The organism is Thermococcus sp. ES12 (genome assembly GCF_012027515.1).
Taxonomy (GTDB): Archaea; Methanobacteriota_B; Thermococci; order Thermococcales; family Thermococcaceae; genus Thermococcus; species Thermococcus barossii.
The window spans coordinates 67,545-84,515 of the sequence record NZ_SNUP01000003.1 but is presented as its reverse complement, the minus strand read 5'-3'; the positions used below and the strand labels follow the sequence as shown (position 1 = coordinate 84,515).

The window sequence follows — 16,971 nt, the reverse complement described above, 5'->3', positions numbered from 1 at the left end:
TGAGCGTATGAAAGCCCTGGTTGGAACCGTCGTTGACTGGCAGGGTGTCAGGGAGAGCACAGCGGTCATAATAGATGGGTCCGTGATCAGAGACGTCGTTCCCGCAGGGAGCATGGGTCAGTACGACGTTGATGAAGTTTACGGGGGCAGGGGTTACTTGATACTCCCCGGATTGGTCAACGCTCACACCCACGTGGCGATGGCGAAGTTCCGCGGCCTCGGCGAGGACCTGCCGATGGAGAAGTGGCTGGGCGACGTCATCTGGCCGGCCGAGCTCGAATGGACGCGCGAGGAAATCCACAGGTGGGCCCTCATCGGCATGGCCGAGGCGCTTTCGAACGGCTCAACGACGGTAAACGACCACTACTTCTTCGCGGACGAGATAGCTAATGCAGCACTGGAGCTCGGAATTAGGGCGTTTGTCGGTCAGACGGTAATGGACTCGGTGGACTTTCCGATAGCCGAGCCCGGGGAAGGCTTCCGGTTCTTCAAGCGCTGGGAGGGGGAGGAAGAGCTTGTGAGGCCGGTTCTCGCGCCCCATGCCACCAACACAGTTTCCCTTGAGCTGATGAAGGAGATAGCCGAGTTTGCTGGAGAGAAGAACGCTCTGGTTCACGTTCACCTGTCTCAGAGCAGGGGTGAGGTTCTGGAGGTGAAGCGGCGCTACGGCCTGTCCCCCGTGGAGTATCTCGGGAAGGCCGGGGCCCTGGGTGAGAACCTCATCGGCGTTCACGGCATATATCTGGGTGACGATGAAGTCCGGCTTTACTCAAAGAGCGGTGCCACACTCGTCCACTGTTCGCTGAGCATGGCGAAGCTTGAGGGGAGGATCGCGCCGATAATCGAGCTGGTGGAGGGCGGGGCAAACATAGCCCTCGGCAACGACTCGCCGAATCCAGTCGGATTGATGGACCTCTTCACCGAGATGCGCTTCGCGGCGGTTCTCAACAAGGTCTGGCGGAGGAGAACTGACGTGGCCCCCGCGAGGGAGGTCTTCCGCTGGGCAACCCTGGGAGGGGCGAGGGCGCTCAAGCTGAGGGCAGGCTTGATAAGGCCGGGTTATCTCGCTGACCTTGTACTCGTGAACGCGCGGAAGCCCCAGTTCCTGCCCGGGGAGGACGTTTATTCGCACCTGGTTTACTCCGCGAGGGGAAGTGATGTCGAGCTGGTCATGGTTAACGGAGAGCCAGTCTATAAAAACGGAATATTCATGAAGCTCGGAAAGACCCCGGAGGAGCTGTGGGAGGAGGTTCTGTGAACCGGGTTCAATAAGTGACCCAATTCTCACCCACCAATCGCCTTTATAAACCCCTGCTCCCTTCTTGCCCCAGGTGAGAGAGATGGGAAGGCCGGTCTACCTCGGCAAGGCTTACATAAACTGGTGCGAGAAGTGCAACGTCCCGCTCATCGGTGACAGCTGCGCTCTCCACGGGAAGGAGAGCGTTTTCAGGCTGAATATAACCCCTCCTGGCGACCTGCGCTTCGCCTTCGAGAGGGACATCGAGCTGATCCGCTCGATATTTCGAGAGCACTACGGCGTCGACGTGGGCGAGCTTTTCGATGGCAAGGTCATCCTCCTCAACAAGACGCCCGGGGAAGATGACTCCTACGAGATAATCCTCGATGGCTACGTCTTCGGCTGGATACGCTTCGACCCGCTGGAGCTCCGCTGGAAACCCGGCCTGAAGGTCGAGGGGGCGACTGCCCTCTGGAAGCGCTTCGGGAAGGCGATGAAAAAGTGGATAGTCATCGATGAAGGTGCCATAGAGCCGATACTGAACGGCTCCAACCTCCTGCCCGTTGGTATAATCGAGGCTGAGCAAAGCATAAAGCGGAACGACGACGTAATACTGGTCTCCCAGGCCGGCGAGGTCATCGCAACGGGCATAGCGAAGAAGGACTACGAAGCCTTAGCCAGCAGGGAGCGTGGAACCGGCGTCAAGGTGAGGAGGCAGAGGAGCATCAACTACCGCGAGGGAAGGAAGGCCACGATGGAGGACGTGCTGAGGGCCAACTCCATCGAGCTTGAGAGGAAGGTGATGGAAGCGAGGCGCTTCATGAGGAAGGTCTCCACCCGCTACTCCGACCTCCCGATAGCGGTGGCCTTCTCGGGCGGGAAGGACAGCTTAGCTGTTCTCGGTCTGGCGCTGGAGGAGTTCGGCGACGAGGGCTTCACCGTCTTCTTCAACAACACGGGCATAGAGTTCCCGGAAACGCTCGAATACGTCGAGAAGCTGAGGAAGGAGCTTGAGCCGAAGGGGATTAAGTTTGTCGTTGCCGATGCCGGCGACGCCTTCTGGCGCGCCATCCACGTCTTTTCCCCGCCGGGGAGGGACTACCGCTGGTGCTGCAAGGTCACCAAGCTCGGCCCCATAACCCTCTCCATCAAGGAGAACTACCCGAAAGGCGTCCTCATGTTCGTCGGCCAGAGGAAGTACGAGAGCATAAAGAGGTTCAAGCAGCCGAGGGTGTGGAAGAATCCCTGGGTGCCGAACGAGACGGGGGCATCGCCGATATTCCACTGGCGCGCGCTTGAGGTGTGGCTCTACATCCTCAGCAGAGAGCTCCCCTACAACCCGCTGTATGAGAGGGGCTTCGACAGGATAGGCTGCTTCCTCTGCCCGAGCGCCTCCCTGGCGGAAATCTACACCCTGAAGGAGGAGAAGCCCGAGCTGTGGGCCAAGTGGGAGGGCGAACTCAAACGCTGGGGGAAACGCTTTGGAATGCCCGACGAGTGGATAACCTACGGCTTCTGGCGGTGGAAGAAGCTGAGCAAGGGAGAGAAGGCCATAGCGAGGGAGCTCGGCGTTGATATTCCAGAGGAGCGCTCGTGGGAGCCGGTGAGGTACACGGTGGAGAAAACCGAAACCGGTTTCGTAACCCGCTTTAACACAGTAGTTAACCTGAAACGGATTGGAGAAGTCGCCCCGATCCTCGGAGAAGTCAAGGAAGGCGAAAACTACATAAGGGCGGGTGATGTTACATTTAGACCAGACGGCGCCTACACCGATGACCCCAACGAGGCGGTACAGGCTTATTATCTCGTCAAGCGCGCCTACGAATGCGTCGGCTGCGGTGTCTGCGTCGGCAAGTGTCCGGAGGGAGCGCTGAGCATAGATGAGAGGAGCAGGAAGATAGTCGTGAACCCCGAGCTCTGCACCCACTGCAGGGAGTGTATGGACGTATGCCCGCTGCTGAAGATCAAAAACCCCGAGGAAGGAAGTCAGCTTTAATCGGGTTATTCCTTATTCTGTCTCTCATATTCCTCCCGTTGGTCGGTGCGGAGGAGTACGACTACGAGATAAACGCCTATGCAGTCTATTTTGAGGTAGTGGACCAGAACAACATCCGCGAAACCATCGAGATAGACCTGACGTCCAACACGAACCTCAGCGGATATGTCATCTACACCGCTTATCCCGTTGAGAACGCGAGCGCCGTGCTTGACCTTGGGAACAGAGTCGAGAAGATAAACGTGACCGTGAGGGAAATCTTGGGTGGAACCAACGCCATCTACCTGACATTTCCCACCCTAAACCCTGGGCAGAGCGCCAGGATAGAGCTCACCTTTATCACAAGGGGCATGATAAGCGAGAACGGTGGGAACGAGCAGTTCACGTACTACATCAAGTTCAGCCAGCCCGTTGGCGTCTTCCACATGCAGCTACTCGTCCCAAGGGGGTACGCCATACTCTCGCCGATAATCCCATCGCCCGACAGGGTCGAGAGCTCAACCGATAGGCTTCTCCTTGAATGGAAGCGCAGCAACGTCCGTCCTGGGGACGAGTTCTACTTCATAGTTGGTTTTTCAGGGGAGATAACCGTTCCAAAGCCACCTTCGCCGTGGCTCTACGTTGGCCTTTTTATAATCGGCTTTCTCTTAGGAGGTGGCTCCGTTTACGGCTACATCCTCTACCGCGAGAGGAAGCGCGAGGAGGAGCTCACCCATCTGCGGAGCGACGAGGAGAAGATACTCGCCATGCTGAGGGAAGGCCCCGTCCTCCAGAGCGAGCTCGCCGAGAAGCTTGGAGTTTCGAAGGCGAAAGTCAGCATGATCCTCCGTGAGATGGAGGAGAAAGGTCTCATAACGAGAACCAAGGAAGGGAGAACGTACAGGGTCTTCCTGAGGGAGTGAGGCAAAAGTGGTAAAGTCCACTTCTCCAGAATCTCCAAGATTTGGTAAAGTTTAGTTGGCCAATTCTCGATGCTCCAACGGATTCGCCTCGAAAGAACACCTTTATAAACGCCTTCCCTCTTCTTCCCTCTGGTGAGAGACATGGAGGAGTACTTCATCTGTCCAGAGTGCGGTAGCGATGACGTCGAGGTCATCAAGGAGAGGGGAAGGGAGCTCACCCTCCGCTGCAACGAGTGCGGCAACGTCTGGATCATAACGCTCCCCAAGCTCGTGAAGGTTCCGCTCATTGTCAGCAAGCACGAGAGGAGCTTCAAGGGCGAGGTTGAATTGCCGGAGGGCGAGGAGATAAGGGTCGGCGACATCGTCGAGACGGATGACGACGAGGTCAGGATCACGGGCATAGAGCTTGAGGGGGACAAACGCGTTAACAAGGCCGAGATAGGCGAGATAAAAACGCTCTGGGGCGAGAGCCTGACCTATCCAAAGGTCATCAAGGTCTCGATATATCTCCCAAAGGGAGTGACTCAGGCCTTCAAGGTTAAGGTCCCGAGAAACGAGGAATTCGTCGTCGGCGAGGTTCTTGAGGTCGGCCGCTACACCTTCCGGGTTGAGAAGATAAAGACGGAAACCAAGATGCTCCACCACGGCAAGGCAAAGGCCGACAGAATAGTTGCGCTGATGGGGCACAGCATTCCCCGCGCGAGGGCAAGGAGGAGCCTTGAGATATACCGGGGCTACGGAAAAGAATCCGGTGGAAGCTGAGTGATGAGGACTTTTTCCTTTCTCTGACCCTATTGGGGATGAGGAGCTTGGCCGCTGCTGAGCTTTAATCTTCTATCCAATAATCCCCCGGAACCAGTGTCACCACGTCAACATGATGGAAGTCTCTGTCAAGGGTTGCCAGCTTGTCGGCTTCATGGGCCAGCGCGGTGGCCAGTATCCTTGCGTCGCTGGGCAGCAGTCTGTATTTTTCAGCCAGAGCGATAATATCTTCCCAAAGAACCTGCTCTGGGACCAGTATCACTTCATTGGCGATGAGGGTGGCCTTAACGTAGCTATAGGCCTTTCCAATAAGTTCTGAGGGAATCGACCCTTTGTTAAGGGTGAGTTTTAGTTTTCGGGGAGATGTAATCCCGTAGTTTTCCTTTGCTAGCTTTCTCAAAAGCAAAAATAGCCTCGTTAACAACAGTGTCGGATGTTATCTTGGGCTCATTAAGGGACAGCACTTTGAGGGAGTACTCAGTTAGTTCCGTCTCGAAGATATAGTTGTAGAGGATGTTGGCATCAACGTAAATCAAACCCCATACACCTCATCAGCGTATTCATCGAGCTCTTTTGATGAGGCTTTTCCACCGAATCCGGGCCGGATTGTTTTGAGGAGTTCGGCAACTTCCTTCTCAATTCTTGCTTTCCTGACGTCAACCTCGATGAGCGAGAGCAGCCGTTTCTTTACGGAGTTGGATTCTCCATTGGGAAGATTCACCCTGAGAATGATCTCCGACATGGACTTACATTCTCATTTCAGGTTATTAAACCTTTTGAGTTTGCCGTATCGAAACCCTTTTAAATCCTCCCCATGAACTCAGCACGCAAAACTCGATGAACGATGAGGTTTCGGAGGGATGAAAGATGGCGAAGCCAAGCTACGTCAAGTTTGAGGTTCCGGCAGAGCTTGCCGAGAAGGCCCTTGAGGCTGTGGAGCTCGCTCGCGACACCGGAAGGATAAGGAAGGGTACCAACGAGACCACCAAGGCCGTTGAGAGGGGCCAGGCCAAGCTCGTTGTCATCGCTGAGGATGTTGACCCTGAGGAGATCGTTGCCCACCTCCCGCCGCTGTGCGAGGAGAAGGAGATTCCGTACATCTACGTCCCGAGCAAGAAGGAGCTCGGTGCCGCTGCTGGAATTGAGGTTCCGGCAGCCAGCGTTGCCATCATCGAGCCCGGTAAGGGCCGTGAGCTCGTTGAGGACATCGCTATGAAGGTTAGGGAGCTCATGAAGTGAGCTCCTTTTCCTTCCTTCACCGTAAGGAAAGGTTTAAGTTCATCCGTGCGAGGGATTTTTAGGTTAAGGGGTGTGAGAAATGAGCGACGAAGGATACCCGGCTGAGGTTATTGAAATTGTCGCCAGAACCGGCGTCACCGGTGGCGTTACTCAGGTCAAGGTTAGAGTGCTGGAAGGCCGCGACAAGGGCCGCGTCATCAGGAGAAACATCAAGGGCCCGGTTCGCGTCGGCGACATAGTCATCCTCAGGGAGACCGAGCGTGAAGCCAGGGAGATTAGGACCAGGAGGTAATCACGATGGCAAGGTGGAACGTCTGCTCCTACTGCGGAAAGGAGTTCGAGCCGGGAACGGGCAAGATGTACGTCAGGAACGACGGCAGAGTCCTGTTCTTCTGCTCCAGCAAGTGCGAGAAGTACTACTTCATGGGCAGAAACCCGAGAAAGCTCAAGTGGACCAAGGCCTTCCAGGAGGCAAGGCTTCAGAGGGCCAAGAGGAGGAAGTGATTTCTTTCTTTCCCTTCCTGTTTCTGACTTCGACGTTTCTTACGTGTCGATACATTTCCAAAAAACCTATTAACCACCCGGCCAACTAACTTCGGTGTTGCCAATGGCCGACAAGCAGATAGAGAGGACGCTCGTTATTCTGAAGCCCGATGCCGTTGTCCGCGGATTGATGGGCGAAATAATCTCCCGCTTTGAGAAAAGGGGCCTTAAAATAGTCGGTATGAAGATGATATGGATTGACCGCGAGCTGGCCGAGAGGCACTACGAGGAGCACAGGGGCAAGCCGTTCTTCGAGCCCCTCATCGACTACATCACCAAGGCTCCCAGCGTCGTCATGGTGGTCGAGGGCAGGTATGCCATAAGCGTCGTCAGGAAGATGGCCGGCGCCACAGACCCGAAAGACGCCGAGCCCGGAAGCATAAGGGGTGACTACGGCCTCGACATCGGCGACTCGATATACAACATCATCCACGCCTCCGACAGCCCCGAGAGTGCCGAGAGGGAGATAAACCTGTACTTCAAGCCTGAAGAGATCTTTGAGTACTGCAAGGCCGCCGACTGGTTCTACCACACCCATGCAAAGGGAAAGAAGGAGTACCTCGACAGCATGAACTGCCTTGAGCGTTAGGCCTTTTTCATTCTCTTCCCCGCGTTGGATGAGGGCCTGAACCGTCCCGCTCCCTGTTCTTCTTCGCCAGCTCCTTCACCTTTTCCAGCGTCCTCTGGAGCGTTTCCTTTCCGAGCTCGTTTGCCACGAACTTATCAGTTGCCGTGCGTATCTGGATTATGTAAGCAAGGTCAACTCCCCATGACAGGAGCGTCAGAAAGCCCGCCCCGGCAAGCTTGAGGTTCCAGTCACCTATATCCGTAACTATCATCCCCGATATGAGGAACACTATCAGGCCGAGGATGAGCTGCCGTACCGCTATCCCCCTGCTCTCGACGTAGGCCGCCTCAAGCACCATCACCTTTGCCTCGTCGGGCTCAAACTCCAGGAGCTTCTCGCCGATGAAGAGTCGCCTTCCCGTCAGCAAAGCCGTGAAGCAGTTTCTTACACCGTATACCTCCTCCACCTCTATGCCGTACTTCCTCAAGAAGCCCCGCACCCAGCCAAGATCGAGCTTTTCAGCGTTCGTCATGTTTTTAATAATCTCCCCGCGGTTTTTGAGGATCCAGGCTCCGATTACCAGGTAGAGAACCGCGTAAACGCCGAGAAGCTTGGGATAAAAGCCAACCGATATCAGCGAGAACAGAAGGATAATCTTCCCCACGTTGTTCTCCCACGAGGCGGCCCCCTGAAGCGTCAGGCCGGCACTTCTCACGAGCAGGTATGCGATAAGGTAGTCGAGGTATACCGCAAAGAGGAGTGTCAGGCCGATTTCACGGCCGTAGCCTGTGTATCCGGCCACCAAGTCGCCGCGAAGTGGGTTGAGGGTTGCGAAGTAAACCATCCAAACGTATGCTATGGTGAGGGAGAGAAACATACCGTAGACCGAAGCACGGTAGCGGTTCTTTCTCCAGATTAGAAGTGGAATCCCAAAGCCAATAACCGTTGAAATCAGTGCAACGGCTAGGTCTGCCGGCATCTCACCACCCCTCTGGAATTACCACCGGGACTTTTAATCCTTCCGGCCGGACGAACCTTTAAAAGCCCACGCCGGAGTTAGGCTTAGAGGTGAGGAAGATGAAGAGGATTAGGCAGCCGATCATAGCTGTTCTCGGTCACGTTGACCACGGAAAGACCACTCTCCTTGACAGGATCAGGAGAACCAACGTCGCTGGAAAAGAAGCCGGCGGAATAACCCAGCACATAGGTGCGACCGAGGTTCCCATCGAGACGGTCAAGCAGCTTGCCGGTCCGCTCATCAAGCTCTGGAAGGGCGAGATAAAGCTCCCAGGTCTGCTCTTCATCGATACTCCCGGTCACGAGGCCTTCACAAGCCTTAGGGCGAGGGGTGGAAGCCTCGCAGATCTTGCGGTTCTTGTCGTTGACATCAACGAGGGCTTCCAGCCGCAGACGATAGAGAGCATCGAAATCCTCAGGAAGAACAGGACGCCCTTCATAGTGGCGGCGAACAAAATCGACAGGATAAAGGGCTGGAAGGTCGAGGAGGACGAGCCGTTCCTGGTGAACATCAAGAAGCAGGACCAGCGCGCCGTTCAGGAGCTTGAGACAAAGCTCTGGGAACTGATAGGTAAGTTCTACGAGATGGGCTTCCAGGCCAACCGCTTCGACCGCGTCCAGGACTTCACGCGCGAACTGGCGATAGTCCCGATTTCAGCCAAGTACGGCATAGGTGTTCCCGAGCTTCTCGTCCTTATCGCGGGTCTTAGCCAGAAGTACCTGGAGGAGAAGCTCAAGATTGAGGTCGAGGGGCCGGCGCGCGGCACGATCCTCGAAGTCCGCGAGGAGCTCGGCCTCGGAACCACCATAGACGTCATAATCTACGATGGGACGCTCAGGAAGGATGATACCATAGTCGTTGGTGGCAAGGACAAGGCGATAGTCACCAAGATACGCGCCCTGCTAAAGCCGAAACCGCTGGACGAGATTAGGGACCCGCGCTTCCGCTTCGACCAGGTTGAAGAGGTCACCGCCGCGGCGGGTGTCAAGATAGCCGCCCCGGGCCTTGAGGAGGCCCTCGCCGGCTCTCCGGTCATAGCGGCCCGCTCCGAGGAGGAAGTCGATAGGGCAAGGGAGGAGATACTGAGCCAGATCCAGAGCGTCGTCATAAGCACCGGTAAGGTCGGCGTTATAGTCAAGGCTGATACCCTTGGCTCTCTTGAAGCCCTCAGCAAGGAGCTCCAGGAGAAGAACATACCGATAAGGAAGGCCGACGTTGGGAACGTCAGCAAGACCGACGTGATGGAAGCTTTGAGCGTCAAGGATGAAGAGCCCAAATACGGCGTCGTCCTCGGCTTCAACGTCAAGGTGAACGAGGACGCTGCAGAGGTTGCCAAGGCCAAGGGGGTGCCGATATTTACAGGCAACATCATCTACAAGCTCATCGAAGACTACGAGGCCTGGGTCAAGGCAGAGGAGGAGAAGAAGAAGCGCGAGCTCCTCAGTAAGGTGACATTCCCGGGCGTCATAAGGCTCTATCCGGACGAGCGCTACGTATTCAGGCGCAGTCACCCGGCCATAGTCGGCATCGAGGTGATTGAGGGCAGGATAAGGCCCGGAGTGACGCTCATCAAGCAGAACGGCCAGAAGGTCGGCGTCATCAAGTCAATCAAGAACAAGAACGACTTCGTCCAGGAGGCCAAGAAGGGCGACGCGGTGGCGATAGCGATTGAGGGAGCGATAGTCGGCAGGCACATACACCCGGGAGAGACCCTCTACGTCGATCTGAGCAAGAACGACGTCATAATCCTTGCCAAGCAGCTCAAGAACGAGCTGGACGAGACGGACATAAAGGCGCTGAAAATGACGGCGAAGGTAAAGGCCCAGGGGGACCCGTTCTGGAAGGCGGTTTGAGTTCTCGGATTTCTATCCTTTCTCCTTGAAATCCTCCAAGTCCCAGACGAGCCAGCCTTCAGCTCTCAGCTCTTTTTTTCCCTCTAAACTCTTGGCCATCAGTCCATAGCTCTTCTCCCAGTCCTCCAAGCCAACAAGTCCTGCCTTTCTCTCCAAATCCTTCAAAATCCCCCTAGCCTCCCTCTCGCTCAGCTCCTTCCACTTGACTTCAATGAGCAAAGCCCTCTTCTCCATCTCGTTCAGGGCCAGCAAATCAATCTCCTCGCCTTTTCTCCACCAGCGGCCGAGCTTCGTGAAGCGGAACCCCGTGAGCCTTAAGAAAACTTCCGGATTCCTGATGAGTTTCTCGAAGACGGAACCCATGTAGGCGTTAAAGTCGCTCTTTGAGCGCTCCCAGACTTCCTCCGCCAGTCCTGCCTCAAGATAGCCCTTGTTCGGCAGCACGTAGCGGAACCAGAAGGCGAAGTAGTTGTCGGCTATCGAGTACAGTCCTCTCTTGCTTGCTTCCTTAAGCGTCGCGGTAACGGGGACCTCCCTCTCCACAATTCCGAGCCTCTGGAGAACGGCTAGGTACTTCGACACGAGGCTCTTGTCGAGTCCGGTGGAGTTCACTATCTCCCCGAACCTGCTCCTTCCGCTCGCTATGGCCTGGAGTATCGCGAAGTAGTTGGCCGGTTCGCGGAGCTCCTCGCGGAGCAGAAACTCCGCCTCCTCGTAGAGAAAGGCGCCCTTCGAGAGTACGTTTTCAACCACGTTCTCGTCGAAGTCCTTTTTCGGGTCGAACTGGAGCAGGTAGGCCGGAATTCCCCCGGTGATGCCGTACACTTTCACAAGGTTCTCAACGGTGTAGCCGGGCAGAAACTCCCCGATGTGGAAGAAGGGAATCTCGGTTAAGCGCCACTGCCCGGTTCTCCTTCCGTAAAGGGGGCTTTTGTAGGCCAAAACCTCGCTTTCCATCGCCGAAACGCTTGAACCGCAGAGGATAAGCATTATCCTTGTCTCAGACAGCTTCAGGTCCCAAGCCTTCTGAAGGAGCGAGAGGACCGGGCGATGGTGCTCGATTAACAGGGGAAACTCGTCGATTATCAAGATTACCTTCTCGTCCCCAATCCTTTCGGTGAACGCCATGAGGAGCTCGTCTACGTCCTCAAAGGTCACCTTCCCGAAGAGCCTGTCCCCGAGGAATTCCGACAGGAGTCTCTGGAGCTCCCTCAGGTTGTCACGGTAAGGCCTCTCCGTTGCCAGGAAGTAGACGTGTGGCTTATCCCTTGCGAAGTGCAGCAGCAGTTCGGTCTTGCCGATTCTCCTCCTGCCATAGATCACAAGGAACTCGGCCCTATCGCTGGAGTATGCCCTCTCAAGGAACTCCAGTTCGCGTTCCCTGTCTATGAACTTTTGTCTACTCATGAGTATAATACTCGCGTTTCAACTATTTAAAAGTTGCGGGAGCAATGTCCGCTGGATAGTTACCCTTCCCTCACGAGCTCCACCACGGCCTCAACGTGCGGCGTGTGCGGAAACATGTCCACCAAGATCGCCCCTTCAACGCGGTAGGCCTTCCCCAGGTGGTTCTCGTAGTCGAGTTTAAACGCCCCTGGATTGCAGGAGACGTAGACGATTCTCTCAACGCCGCTCTTCACCAAGAGCTCACCCGCTTCCTTCAGTCCCCTCCTCGGCGGGTCGACTATGACCGTGTCATAATCGCCGATTGGTGTTTCCTCAGATTTTCCAACTTTGAAGACCGCATCAACGCCGTTCAGCTCGGCGTTCCTATTGGCCATCTCCACCGCGAAGGGGTTCGCCTCGATTCCCTCAACCGAAAAACCCCTCTTCGCCAAGTAAATGCCAAACGTCCCAACGCCGGAGTACAGGTCGAGGACCTTTTCACCGTCGGCGAAGCCCTCAACCGCCCTGAGGAGCAATTCTAAGGCGTAACTGTTGGTCTGGAAGAAGCTGTTGGGGTGGATGAGGTATGTAACGTTCCCGATGCGCTCGCGTATCAGCTCCTCCCCGGAGACGTGAAGCGGCTCGCCCCTCGGGTCGTCCCTTTCATCGGCCTTGACGCTCCAGTAGATGGAATCGGCGAAGGAGAAGTAGTCCACGAAGGCCTCCAGAACTTCCTCCGAAGGCCTGACGTGGGCGATGAGGTTCACCATGACCTCGCCCGTGAACTTGCCCTCCCTGATCTGAAGGTAGTGGACGTCGCCGGCTTTCCTCTTCAAGTCCCAGGGCCTCAGGCCAGTCTCGGCCAGAAAACCCCTCAGGGCGCGAAGATACTCGCGCGTCCTCTTCGAGAAGACCGGGCACTCTGAAAGCCCAACGACGCCGAGCGGGTTTCCGTACTCCTTGAGGCCGATTCCAGCGGTTGTAACTATGAAGTTGCTCACGTTCCTGAAGCCCCATATCCTCGGCGAGCCCCTGGTCTCGGCGCTTATCCCGGTTATCCGCTCGAAGAGCTCCGCTTTGAGTTTCAGCTGTTCCTTATACTTCATTCCCTGCCAGAGGCAGCCGCCGCATTTACCGAAGTGCCCGCATTTAGGGGTTGCCCTGAGCGGGGAGGGTTCTAAAAGCTCAAAGTCCCGGGCGATTAACCTTCCAAACCGCCTTTTCGTTGATTTAATCCGAACGCTGTCGCCGGGGTAGGCGAAGGGAACGTAAACGGTTTTGTTCTCGGCGTGCAGAAGGCCGAGGCCGTCGTCGCTGAGCTTCCCTATCTTCCCTTCAACGTTCATGCCCTGAACTCACCGTCAGGGTTTTTATATCCCTCGCATACCCTTGATGGGGGGGTGGGAACATGAAACCGAGGGTTCTCATCACGCGCGCCATTCCCGAGAACGGCATCGAGATGCTGAGGGAGCACTTCGAGGTCGAGGTCTGGGAGGACGAGCACGAGATTCCGAGGGAAGTCCTGCTTCAGAAGGTTAAAAATATGGACGCCCTCGTTACAATGCTCAGCGAGCGGATTGACGCCGAGGTCTTCGATGCGGCGCCGAGGCTGAGGATTGTGGCGAACTATGCGGTGGGCTACGACAACATAGACGTCGAGGAGGCCACCAGAAGGGGAATATACGTCACCAACACTCCCGACGTCCTCACCGACGCCACCGCTGACTTCGCCTGGACGCTTCTGCTCGCCGCCGCAAGGAGGCTCATAGAGGCGGACAAATTCACCCGCTCTGGCGAGTGGAAGAGGAAGGGCGTCGCATGGCACCCGCGCTGGTTTTTGGGTTACGACGTCTACGGCAAGACCATAGGGATAATCGGCTTCGGGAGAATCGGCCAGGCGGTGGCGAGAAGAGCCAGGGGCTTCGGCATGAGGATACTCTACAACTCAAGGAGCAGGAAGCCGGAGGCTGAAAAGGAGCTTAACGCGGAATTCAGGCCCCTCAACGAGCTCCTGCGCGAGAGCGACTTCGTGGTTCTGGCCGTTCCTCTCACGAGGGAGACCTACCACATGATAGGTGAGCGGGAGCTCAAGCTAATGAAAAGCACCGCGATACTGGTAAACATCGCGCGCGGTAAGGTCGTTGATACCAGCGCGCTCGTTAAGGCCCTCAAAGAGGGCTGGATTGCCGGGGCTGGTCTGGACGTCTACGAGGAGGAGCCGTACTACAACGAGGAGCTGTTCAGCTTGGACAACGTGGTTCTGGCTCCCCACATAGGCAGTGCGACCTTTGGAGCCCGGGAGGGAATGGCGGAGCTGGTTGCGAGGAACCTCATAGCCTTCAAGAACGGTGAAGTCCCGCCGACGCTGGTCAATAGAGAAGTTCTAAACGTCAGGAAGCCGGGGTTCGAGTAACCCTCGGCGATGATGACGACACCCTCGTCTGACCCATGATGAGCTGGATCCGTGCCTGAGCCTATCTGAGAACGGAGAGCTCGGGAACATCGTCGAAGTCGGTGTCGAACGTCGCTATCTTCCCTATTCTATTTAGAACGCAGGTTGCCACTATCTGTGCATCCCTGGGCATCAGACCGTATTTAACGGCGTAGGTCTCCACGATGCCGGGACTTGAAGCGTCTTCGACCAGTTGAATCTCATATTGAAAGACCACACCAAGAACGAAGGCAAAGGCATTCTCGATTAGTTTCTTGCCTTCGGACGTCTTTAGGTGCCTCTTGGCATCGTATCTGTTTCGTATCCCCCTCTCGGAGAGCAACTTCCTGAGAACAACATAAACGGCCTCTTCAACCGTGGAAAAAGAAGTCACAAGTTCACCTTTATGTTCCTCCAGAAGGATGGACGCGCGTTTAGTCAGGGGAGTCTCGAAGAGATAGTTGTAAATCACGTTTGAATCGACGTAAATCACCGCCCTACCTCCTCAGCGTAGCCCTCCAGCTCCTCGACGCTGGCCTTCCCCAGTATTCCCGGGCGGATTTTTTTGCTCATTGCCCTGATGAGAAGCTCGGCATCGCTTTTTAAGAGCTCCCTGAGTCGCTCAGCGTCCACACCAGGGGGTATCTTAATCACGATCTCGCCCATAACGTCATCCCCATGAGTTCTAAACCCCGTGAATATAAAGCCCTATCGGTCGTTCAGGGTTGCCTTCAACCTCTTTGCGTCCCTGCACATGTCCGAGTTGTTGAAGAAAACGAAGCTCTCCGCGCGGTTCCAGTCGAGAACCCTTTCCCTTATTTTTCCCAGCTCTTCATCGCTGTAGGAATAGCGGTAGATTATCCTCCCGTCCTCATAGCGTCCGTGGAGGCGGTAGTAGCTGGTCTCTCCCCTGTGGAGCGGAACCCTCACCAGCGGGTCGGTTACGTCTATAACATCGAAGTCCCTCACGAAGTGCTTTATCCCCCTCTCGCTCCAGCCGCGCAGCTCAACGGCTATCTCGAAGTCACCCCTCTCAGCGGTCTCAAAGAACCTCTCCGCGTTGGCAAAGCTCTCCTCACTCTCTTTGAAACTCCTCGGCAGCTGGATAAGGATGAACCTTGCCCCCAAAATCTCAGCCTCCCGCAGGGTTAGACGCCAGAAGTGAAAAACGTCGCTCGTTGGCCTCAGGAGGCCTACCTCCTTACCCGGCCTCACGTTGCTCCTCCGCCATGTCGGACTGTTCGGTGGATGAGTTACGCCCTGAAAGGCCTTGATGGCAAAGGTAAACTCCTCCGGGGCTTCCTTCCTCCACCGTTCGAGCGTCTTCTCCCTCAGAATCCGGTAGAAGGTCTGCTGGATCTCTATCGCATCGAAGTCCCGGTAATAGCGGGAATGGCTCTCGCAGAAGCCGCAGGTTCCGACGCGTATCACCGCCACCACCCTGGGGATGTTCCCTCCAAAAGCCTAAATACTTTCGGGGCCAATCCAGGCACATGAAGTGCCCCGGAAGAATCCTCCTCGTCACGGGAAGGCTGGCGGAGCCCCTCGTGAGGAAGTATGGCCAGGGCTGTGACGTCTTTGTCACACCGGTGAGCGTTGCGGCTTTCCTAACGCCCAAGATGATAGCGGGCTATCTAAAAAAGGCCGGTATAAAGAGTGAGGACTACGACCTAATCTTAATCCCCGGACTCGTCCGCGGCTCTGCCCAGGGCGTAGAGGATGAGCTCGGAATCCCTGCATTCAAGGGGCCCAGGAACGCGATGGACATTCCCCAGACGCTGAAGGCGGTTGAAAACGGCTTCAAACTGAGCAAAGAGGTTCCCGCGGACAAGCTCTTCTCCTTCGATGCCCTCAGGAGGGTTGAGGACATAAGGAACAAAACGAGGAACAGGCGCTACATCGAGAAGGCCCTCAAAAAGCCCTGGAACGTCCGCATAGGGAACCTTCCAGTCGGAAGGGACTTTCCGGCGAGGATACTCGGCGAGGTCGTCGATGCCCCGAGGCTCGGAGTTGAGGGGACGATTGAGAAGGCCCTCCACTATCTCCACGAGGGAGCCGATATAATCGACATCGGGATGATAGCGGGCGAGACGAACCTCGACTTCATCGAGCTGATCCCTGAAATACGCGAGGGGCTTAAAGAGAAGGGCTTCGACGTCCCGGTAAGTTTTGACTCGCTCAACACGGCTGAAATCGAGAAGGCCCTAAGCTACGCCGACTTCTTCCTGAGCGTTGATGCCGGCAACCTTGAGGAGCTCGTAACCGAAAAGCCCGTCGTTTTAATCCCGACCAACCAGAGGAAGGGTTTCTTCCCGGCCAAGCCAGCTGAGAGGGTCGAGTTCCTTGAGGGACTGAAGGAAAAGGCCCTTGACCTCGGTTACAAGGTGGTGATCCCGGATTTAATACTCGAGCACGTTCCCCACCTGGCGCGCTCTGTAACGGCATTCCAGCTCTACCGCGAGAGGAATCCGGACGATGTTCTTCTGGCGGGAGTTGGAAACGTCGTCGAACTCTACGACGCCGACAGCGTCGGGATGAACGCTTTGCTCGCTGGAATCGCGAAGGAGCTTTCAATAAACCTGCTTCTCACAACGGAGACGAGCGCCAAAGCCAAAGGTTCGGTAAGAGAGCTTAGAAGGGCAATAGACATGAACCTCTTTGAGATGCCGAAGGATTTAGGCTTCGACCTGCTGATTTTAAAGGAAAAGAGAAGCCCGGAGTGGAGCTTCGAGCCGGCAGAGGAAATCATCGAAGCGAGGGAAAGGCCGGTGGAGCTTGAGCCGGTCTACTTCCGCATCTGGGTCGAAAACGGAAGGATATGGGTGAACGCCCACAGGGGAACCAAAGCAGTTCTGACGGTAGTCGGAGACGAGCCAAACGCGATAATCGACACGATCCTTGAGCGCTTTGAGATAAGCCCGAGGCACGCCTTCTACCTCGGCAGGGAGCTTGAGAGAGCTTACACCGCTTTAAGGCTCCGTAGGAGCTACGTCCAGGAGGTCGAGCTTTTCCCGGACTTCTACTCAAAAGATTGAA

At 56.0% G+C, this 16,971-nt stretch carries 19 protein-coding genes; 11 read left to right on the top strand and 8 right to left on the bottom strand.

Features of this window, described 5'->3' with window-relative positions:
- Positions 1 to 7 precede the first annotated feature (7 nt).
- The 4 genes from E3E37_RS08280 (at position 8) to E3E37_RS08265 (ending at position 4,897) form a co-directional block, all read left to right on the top strand.
- Positions 8 to 1,258: an amidohydrolase gene (locus tag E3E37_RS08280; RefSeq protein ID WP_167716533.1), complete on the top strand. Its 1,251-nt coding sequence runs from the start codon at positions 8 to 10 to the stop codon at positions 1,256 to 1,258.
- Positions 1,259 to 1,340: 82 nt separating this feature from the next.
- Positions 1,341 to 3,233, top strand: coding sequence for a phosphoadenosine phosphosulfate reductase family protein (locus E3E37_RS08275; protein ID WP_167716826.1), 1,893 nt, complete (start codon positions 1,341 to 1,343; stop codon positions 3,231 to 3,233).
- Between the two features lie 38 nt (positions 3,234 to 3,271).
- Positions 3,272 to 4,135 carry a MarR family transcriptional regulator gene (locus E3E37_RS08270; protein WP_240921957.1) on the top strand — a complete coding sequence of 288 codons (864 nt, stop codon included), beginning with the start codon at positions 3,272 to 3,274 and terminating at the stop codon, positions 4,133 to 4,135.
- A gap of 141 nt (positions 4,136 to 4,276) precedes the next feature.
- Positions 4,277 to 4,897 (top strand): HVO_0476 family zinc finger protein, encoded by a 621-nt coding sequence (locus E3E37_RS08265; protein WP_167716824.1) that lies wholly within the window; start codon positions 4,277 to 4,279, stop codon positions 4,895 to 4,897.
- A 64-nt stretch (positions 4,898 to 4,961) separates the two neighbouring features.
- Here the strand turns inward: E3E37_RS08265 and E3E37_RS08260 are convergent, their stop codons facing one another.
- Together E3E37_RS08260 and E3E37_RS08250 are read right to left on the bottom strand one after the other, a co-directional pair.
- Positions 4,962 to 5,297: a PIN domain-containing protein gene (locus tag E3E37_RS08260; protein ID WP_167716529.1), complete on the bottom strand. Its 336-nt coding sequence runs from the start codon at positions 5,295 to 5,297 to the stop codon at positions 4,962 to 4,964.
- 132 nt (positions 5,298 to 5,429) lie between these two features.
- Entirely contained in the window at positions 5,430 to 5,639 is a 210-nt protein-coding gene (locus tag E3E37_RS08250) for a hypothetical protein (protein WP_167716526.1), read from the bottom strand.
- 125 nt (positions 5,640 to 5,764) lie between these two features.
- Between E3E37_RS08250 and rpl7ae the strand changes: the two genes are divergently transcribed.
- From rpl7ae to ndk, 4 genes are all read left to right on the top strand, one after another.
- Positions 5,765 to 6,136 (top strand): 50S ribosomal protein L7Ae, encoded by a 372-nt coding sequence (rpl7ae, locus tag E3E37_RS08245; protein WP_055429498.1) that lies wholly within the window; start codon positions 5,765 to 5,767, stop codon positions 6,134 to 6,136.
- A gap of 79 nt (positions 6,137 to 6,215) precedes the next feature.
- Positions 6,216 to 6,428: a 30S ribosomal protein S28e gene (locus E3E37_RS08240; RefSeq protein ID WP_088180639.1), complete on the top strand. Its 213-nt coding sequence runs from the start codon at positions 6,216 to 6,218 to the stop codon at positions 6,426 to 6,428.
- A gap of 5 nt (positions 6,429 to 6,433) precedes the next feature.
- Positions 6,434 to 6,640: a 50S ribosomal protein L24e gene (locus tag E3E37_RS08235; protein WP_055429496.1), complete on the top strand. Its 207-nt coding sequence runs from the start codon at positions 6,434 to 6,436 to the stop codon at positions 6,638 to 6,640.
- A gap of 103 nt (positions 6,641 to 6,743) precedes the next feature.
- Positions 6,744 to 7,268: a nucleoside-diphosphate kinase gene (ndk, locus tag E3E37_RS08230; RefSeq protein WP_167716823.1), complete on the top strand. Its 525-nt coding sequence runs from the start codon at positions 6,744 to 6,746 to the stop codon at positions 7,266 to 7,268.
- Between the two features lie 7 nt (positions 7,269 to 7,275).
- On the opposite strand, the gene E3E37_RS08225 is transcribed toward ndk, so the two are convergent.
- Positions 7,276 to 8,226: a hypothetical protein gene (locus E3E37_RS08225; protein WP_167716524.1), complete on the bottom strand. Its 951-nt coding sequence runs from the start codon at positions 8,224 to 8,226 to the stop codon at positions 7,276 to 7,278.
- Positions 8,227 to 8,324: 98 nt separating this feature from the next.
- Between E3E37_RS08225 and infB the strand changes: the two genes are divergently transcribed.
- Complete coding sequence (gene infB, locus E3E37_RS08220; protein WP_167716821.1) at positions 8,325 to 10,118, top strand: translation initiation factor IF-2; 1,794 nt, start codon at positions 8,325 to 8,327, stop codon at positions 10,116 to 10,118.
- A gap of 12 nt (positions 10,119 to 10,130) precedes the next feature.
- Here the strand turns inward: infB and E3E37_RS08215 are convergent, their stop codons facing one another.
- Together E3E37_RS08215 and rlmD are read right to left on the bottom strand one after the other, a co-directional pair.
- On the bottom strand, positions 10,131 to 11,525 hold the full coding sequence (locus E3E37_RS08215; RefSeq protein WP_088864848.1) for an ATP-binding protein: 1,395 nt from the start codon (positions 11,523 to 11,525) through the stop codon (positions 10,131 to 10,133).
- A gap of 59 nt (positions 11,526 to 11,584) precedes the next feature.
- Entirely contained in the window at positions 11,585 to 12,850 is a 1,266-nt protein-coding gene (gene rlmD, locus E3E37_RS08210) for a 23S rRNA (uracil(1939)-C(5))-methyltransferase RlmD (RefSeq protein WP_167716522.1), read from the bottom strand.
- 62 nt (positions 12,851 to 12,912) lie between these two features.
- On the opposite strand from rlmD, the gene gyaR reads away from it, so the two are divergent.
- Complete coding sequence (gene gyaR / locus E3E37_RS08205) at positions 12,913 to 13,917, top strand: glyoxylate reductase (RefSeq protein ID WP_167716520.1); 1,005 nt, start codon at positions 12,913 to 12,915, stop codon at positions 13,915 to 13,917.
- Between the two features lie 61 nt (positions 13,918 to 13,978).
- Here gyaR and E3E37_RS08200 read toward each other — a convergent pair whose 3' ends face one another.
- Genes E3E37_RS08200 through E3E37_RS08190 form a run of 3 tightly spaced genes read right to left on the bottom strand, consistent with a single transcriptional unit; the run spans position 13,979 to position 15,366 of the window.
- Positions 13,979 to 14,428 (bottom strand): PIN domain-containing protein, encoded by a 450-nt coding sequence (locus E3E37_RS08200; protein WP_167716517.1) that lies wholly within the window; start codon positions 14,426 to 14,428, stop codon positions 13,979 to 13,981.
- Positions 14,425 to 14,601, bottom strand: a complete 177-nt coding sequence (locus E3E37_RS08195) for a hypothetical protein (RefSeq protein WP_167716515.1) — start codon at positions 14,599 to 14,601, stop codon at positions 14,425 to 14,427. Before E3E37_RS08195 ends, E3E37_RS08200 begins: the two co-directional genes overlap by 4 nt.
- A gap of 42 nt (positions 14,602 to 14,643) precedes the next feature.
- Entirely contained in the window at positions 14,644 to 15,366 is a 723-nt protein-coding gene (locus tag E3E37_RS08190) for a DUF72 domain-containing protein (protein WP_167716819.1), read from the bottom strand.
- A 62-nt stretch (positions 15,367 to 15,428) separates the two neighbouring features.
- On the opposite strand from E3E37_RS08190, the gene E3E37_RS08185 reads away from it, so the two are divergent.
- On the top strand, positions 15,429 to 16,970 hold the full coding sequence (locus E3E37_RS08185) for a dihydropteroate synthase-like protein (protein WP_167716513.1): 1,542 nt from the start codon (positions 15,429 to 15,431) through the stop codon (positions 16,968 to 16,970).
- The last annotated feature ends 1 nt before the right edge of the window (position 16,971 follow it).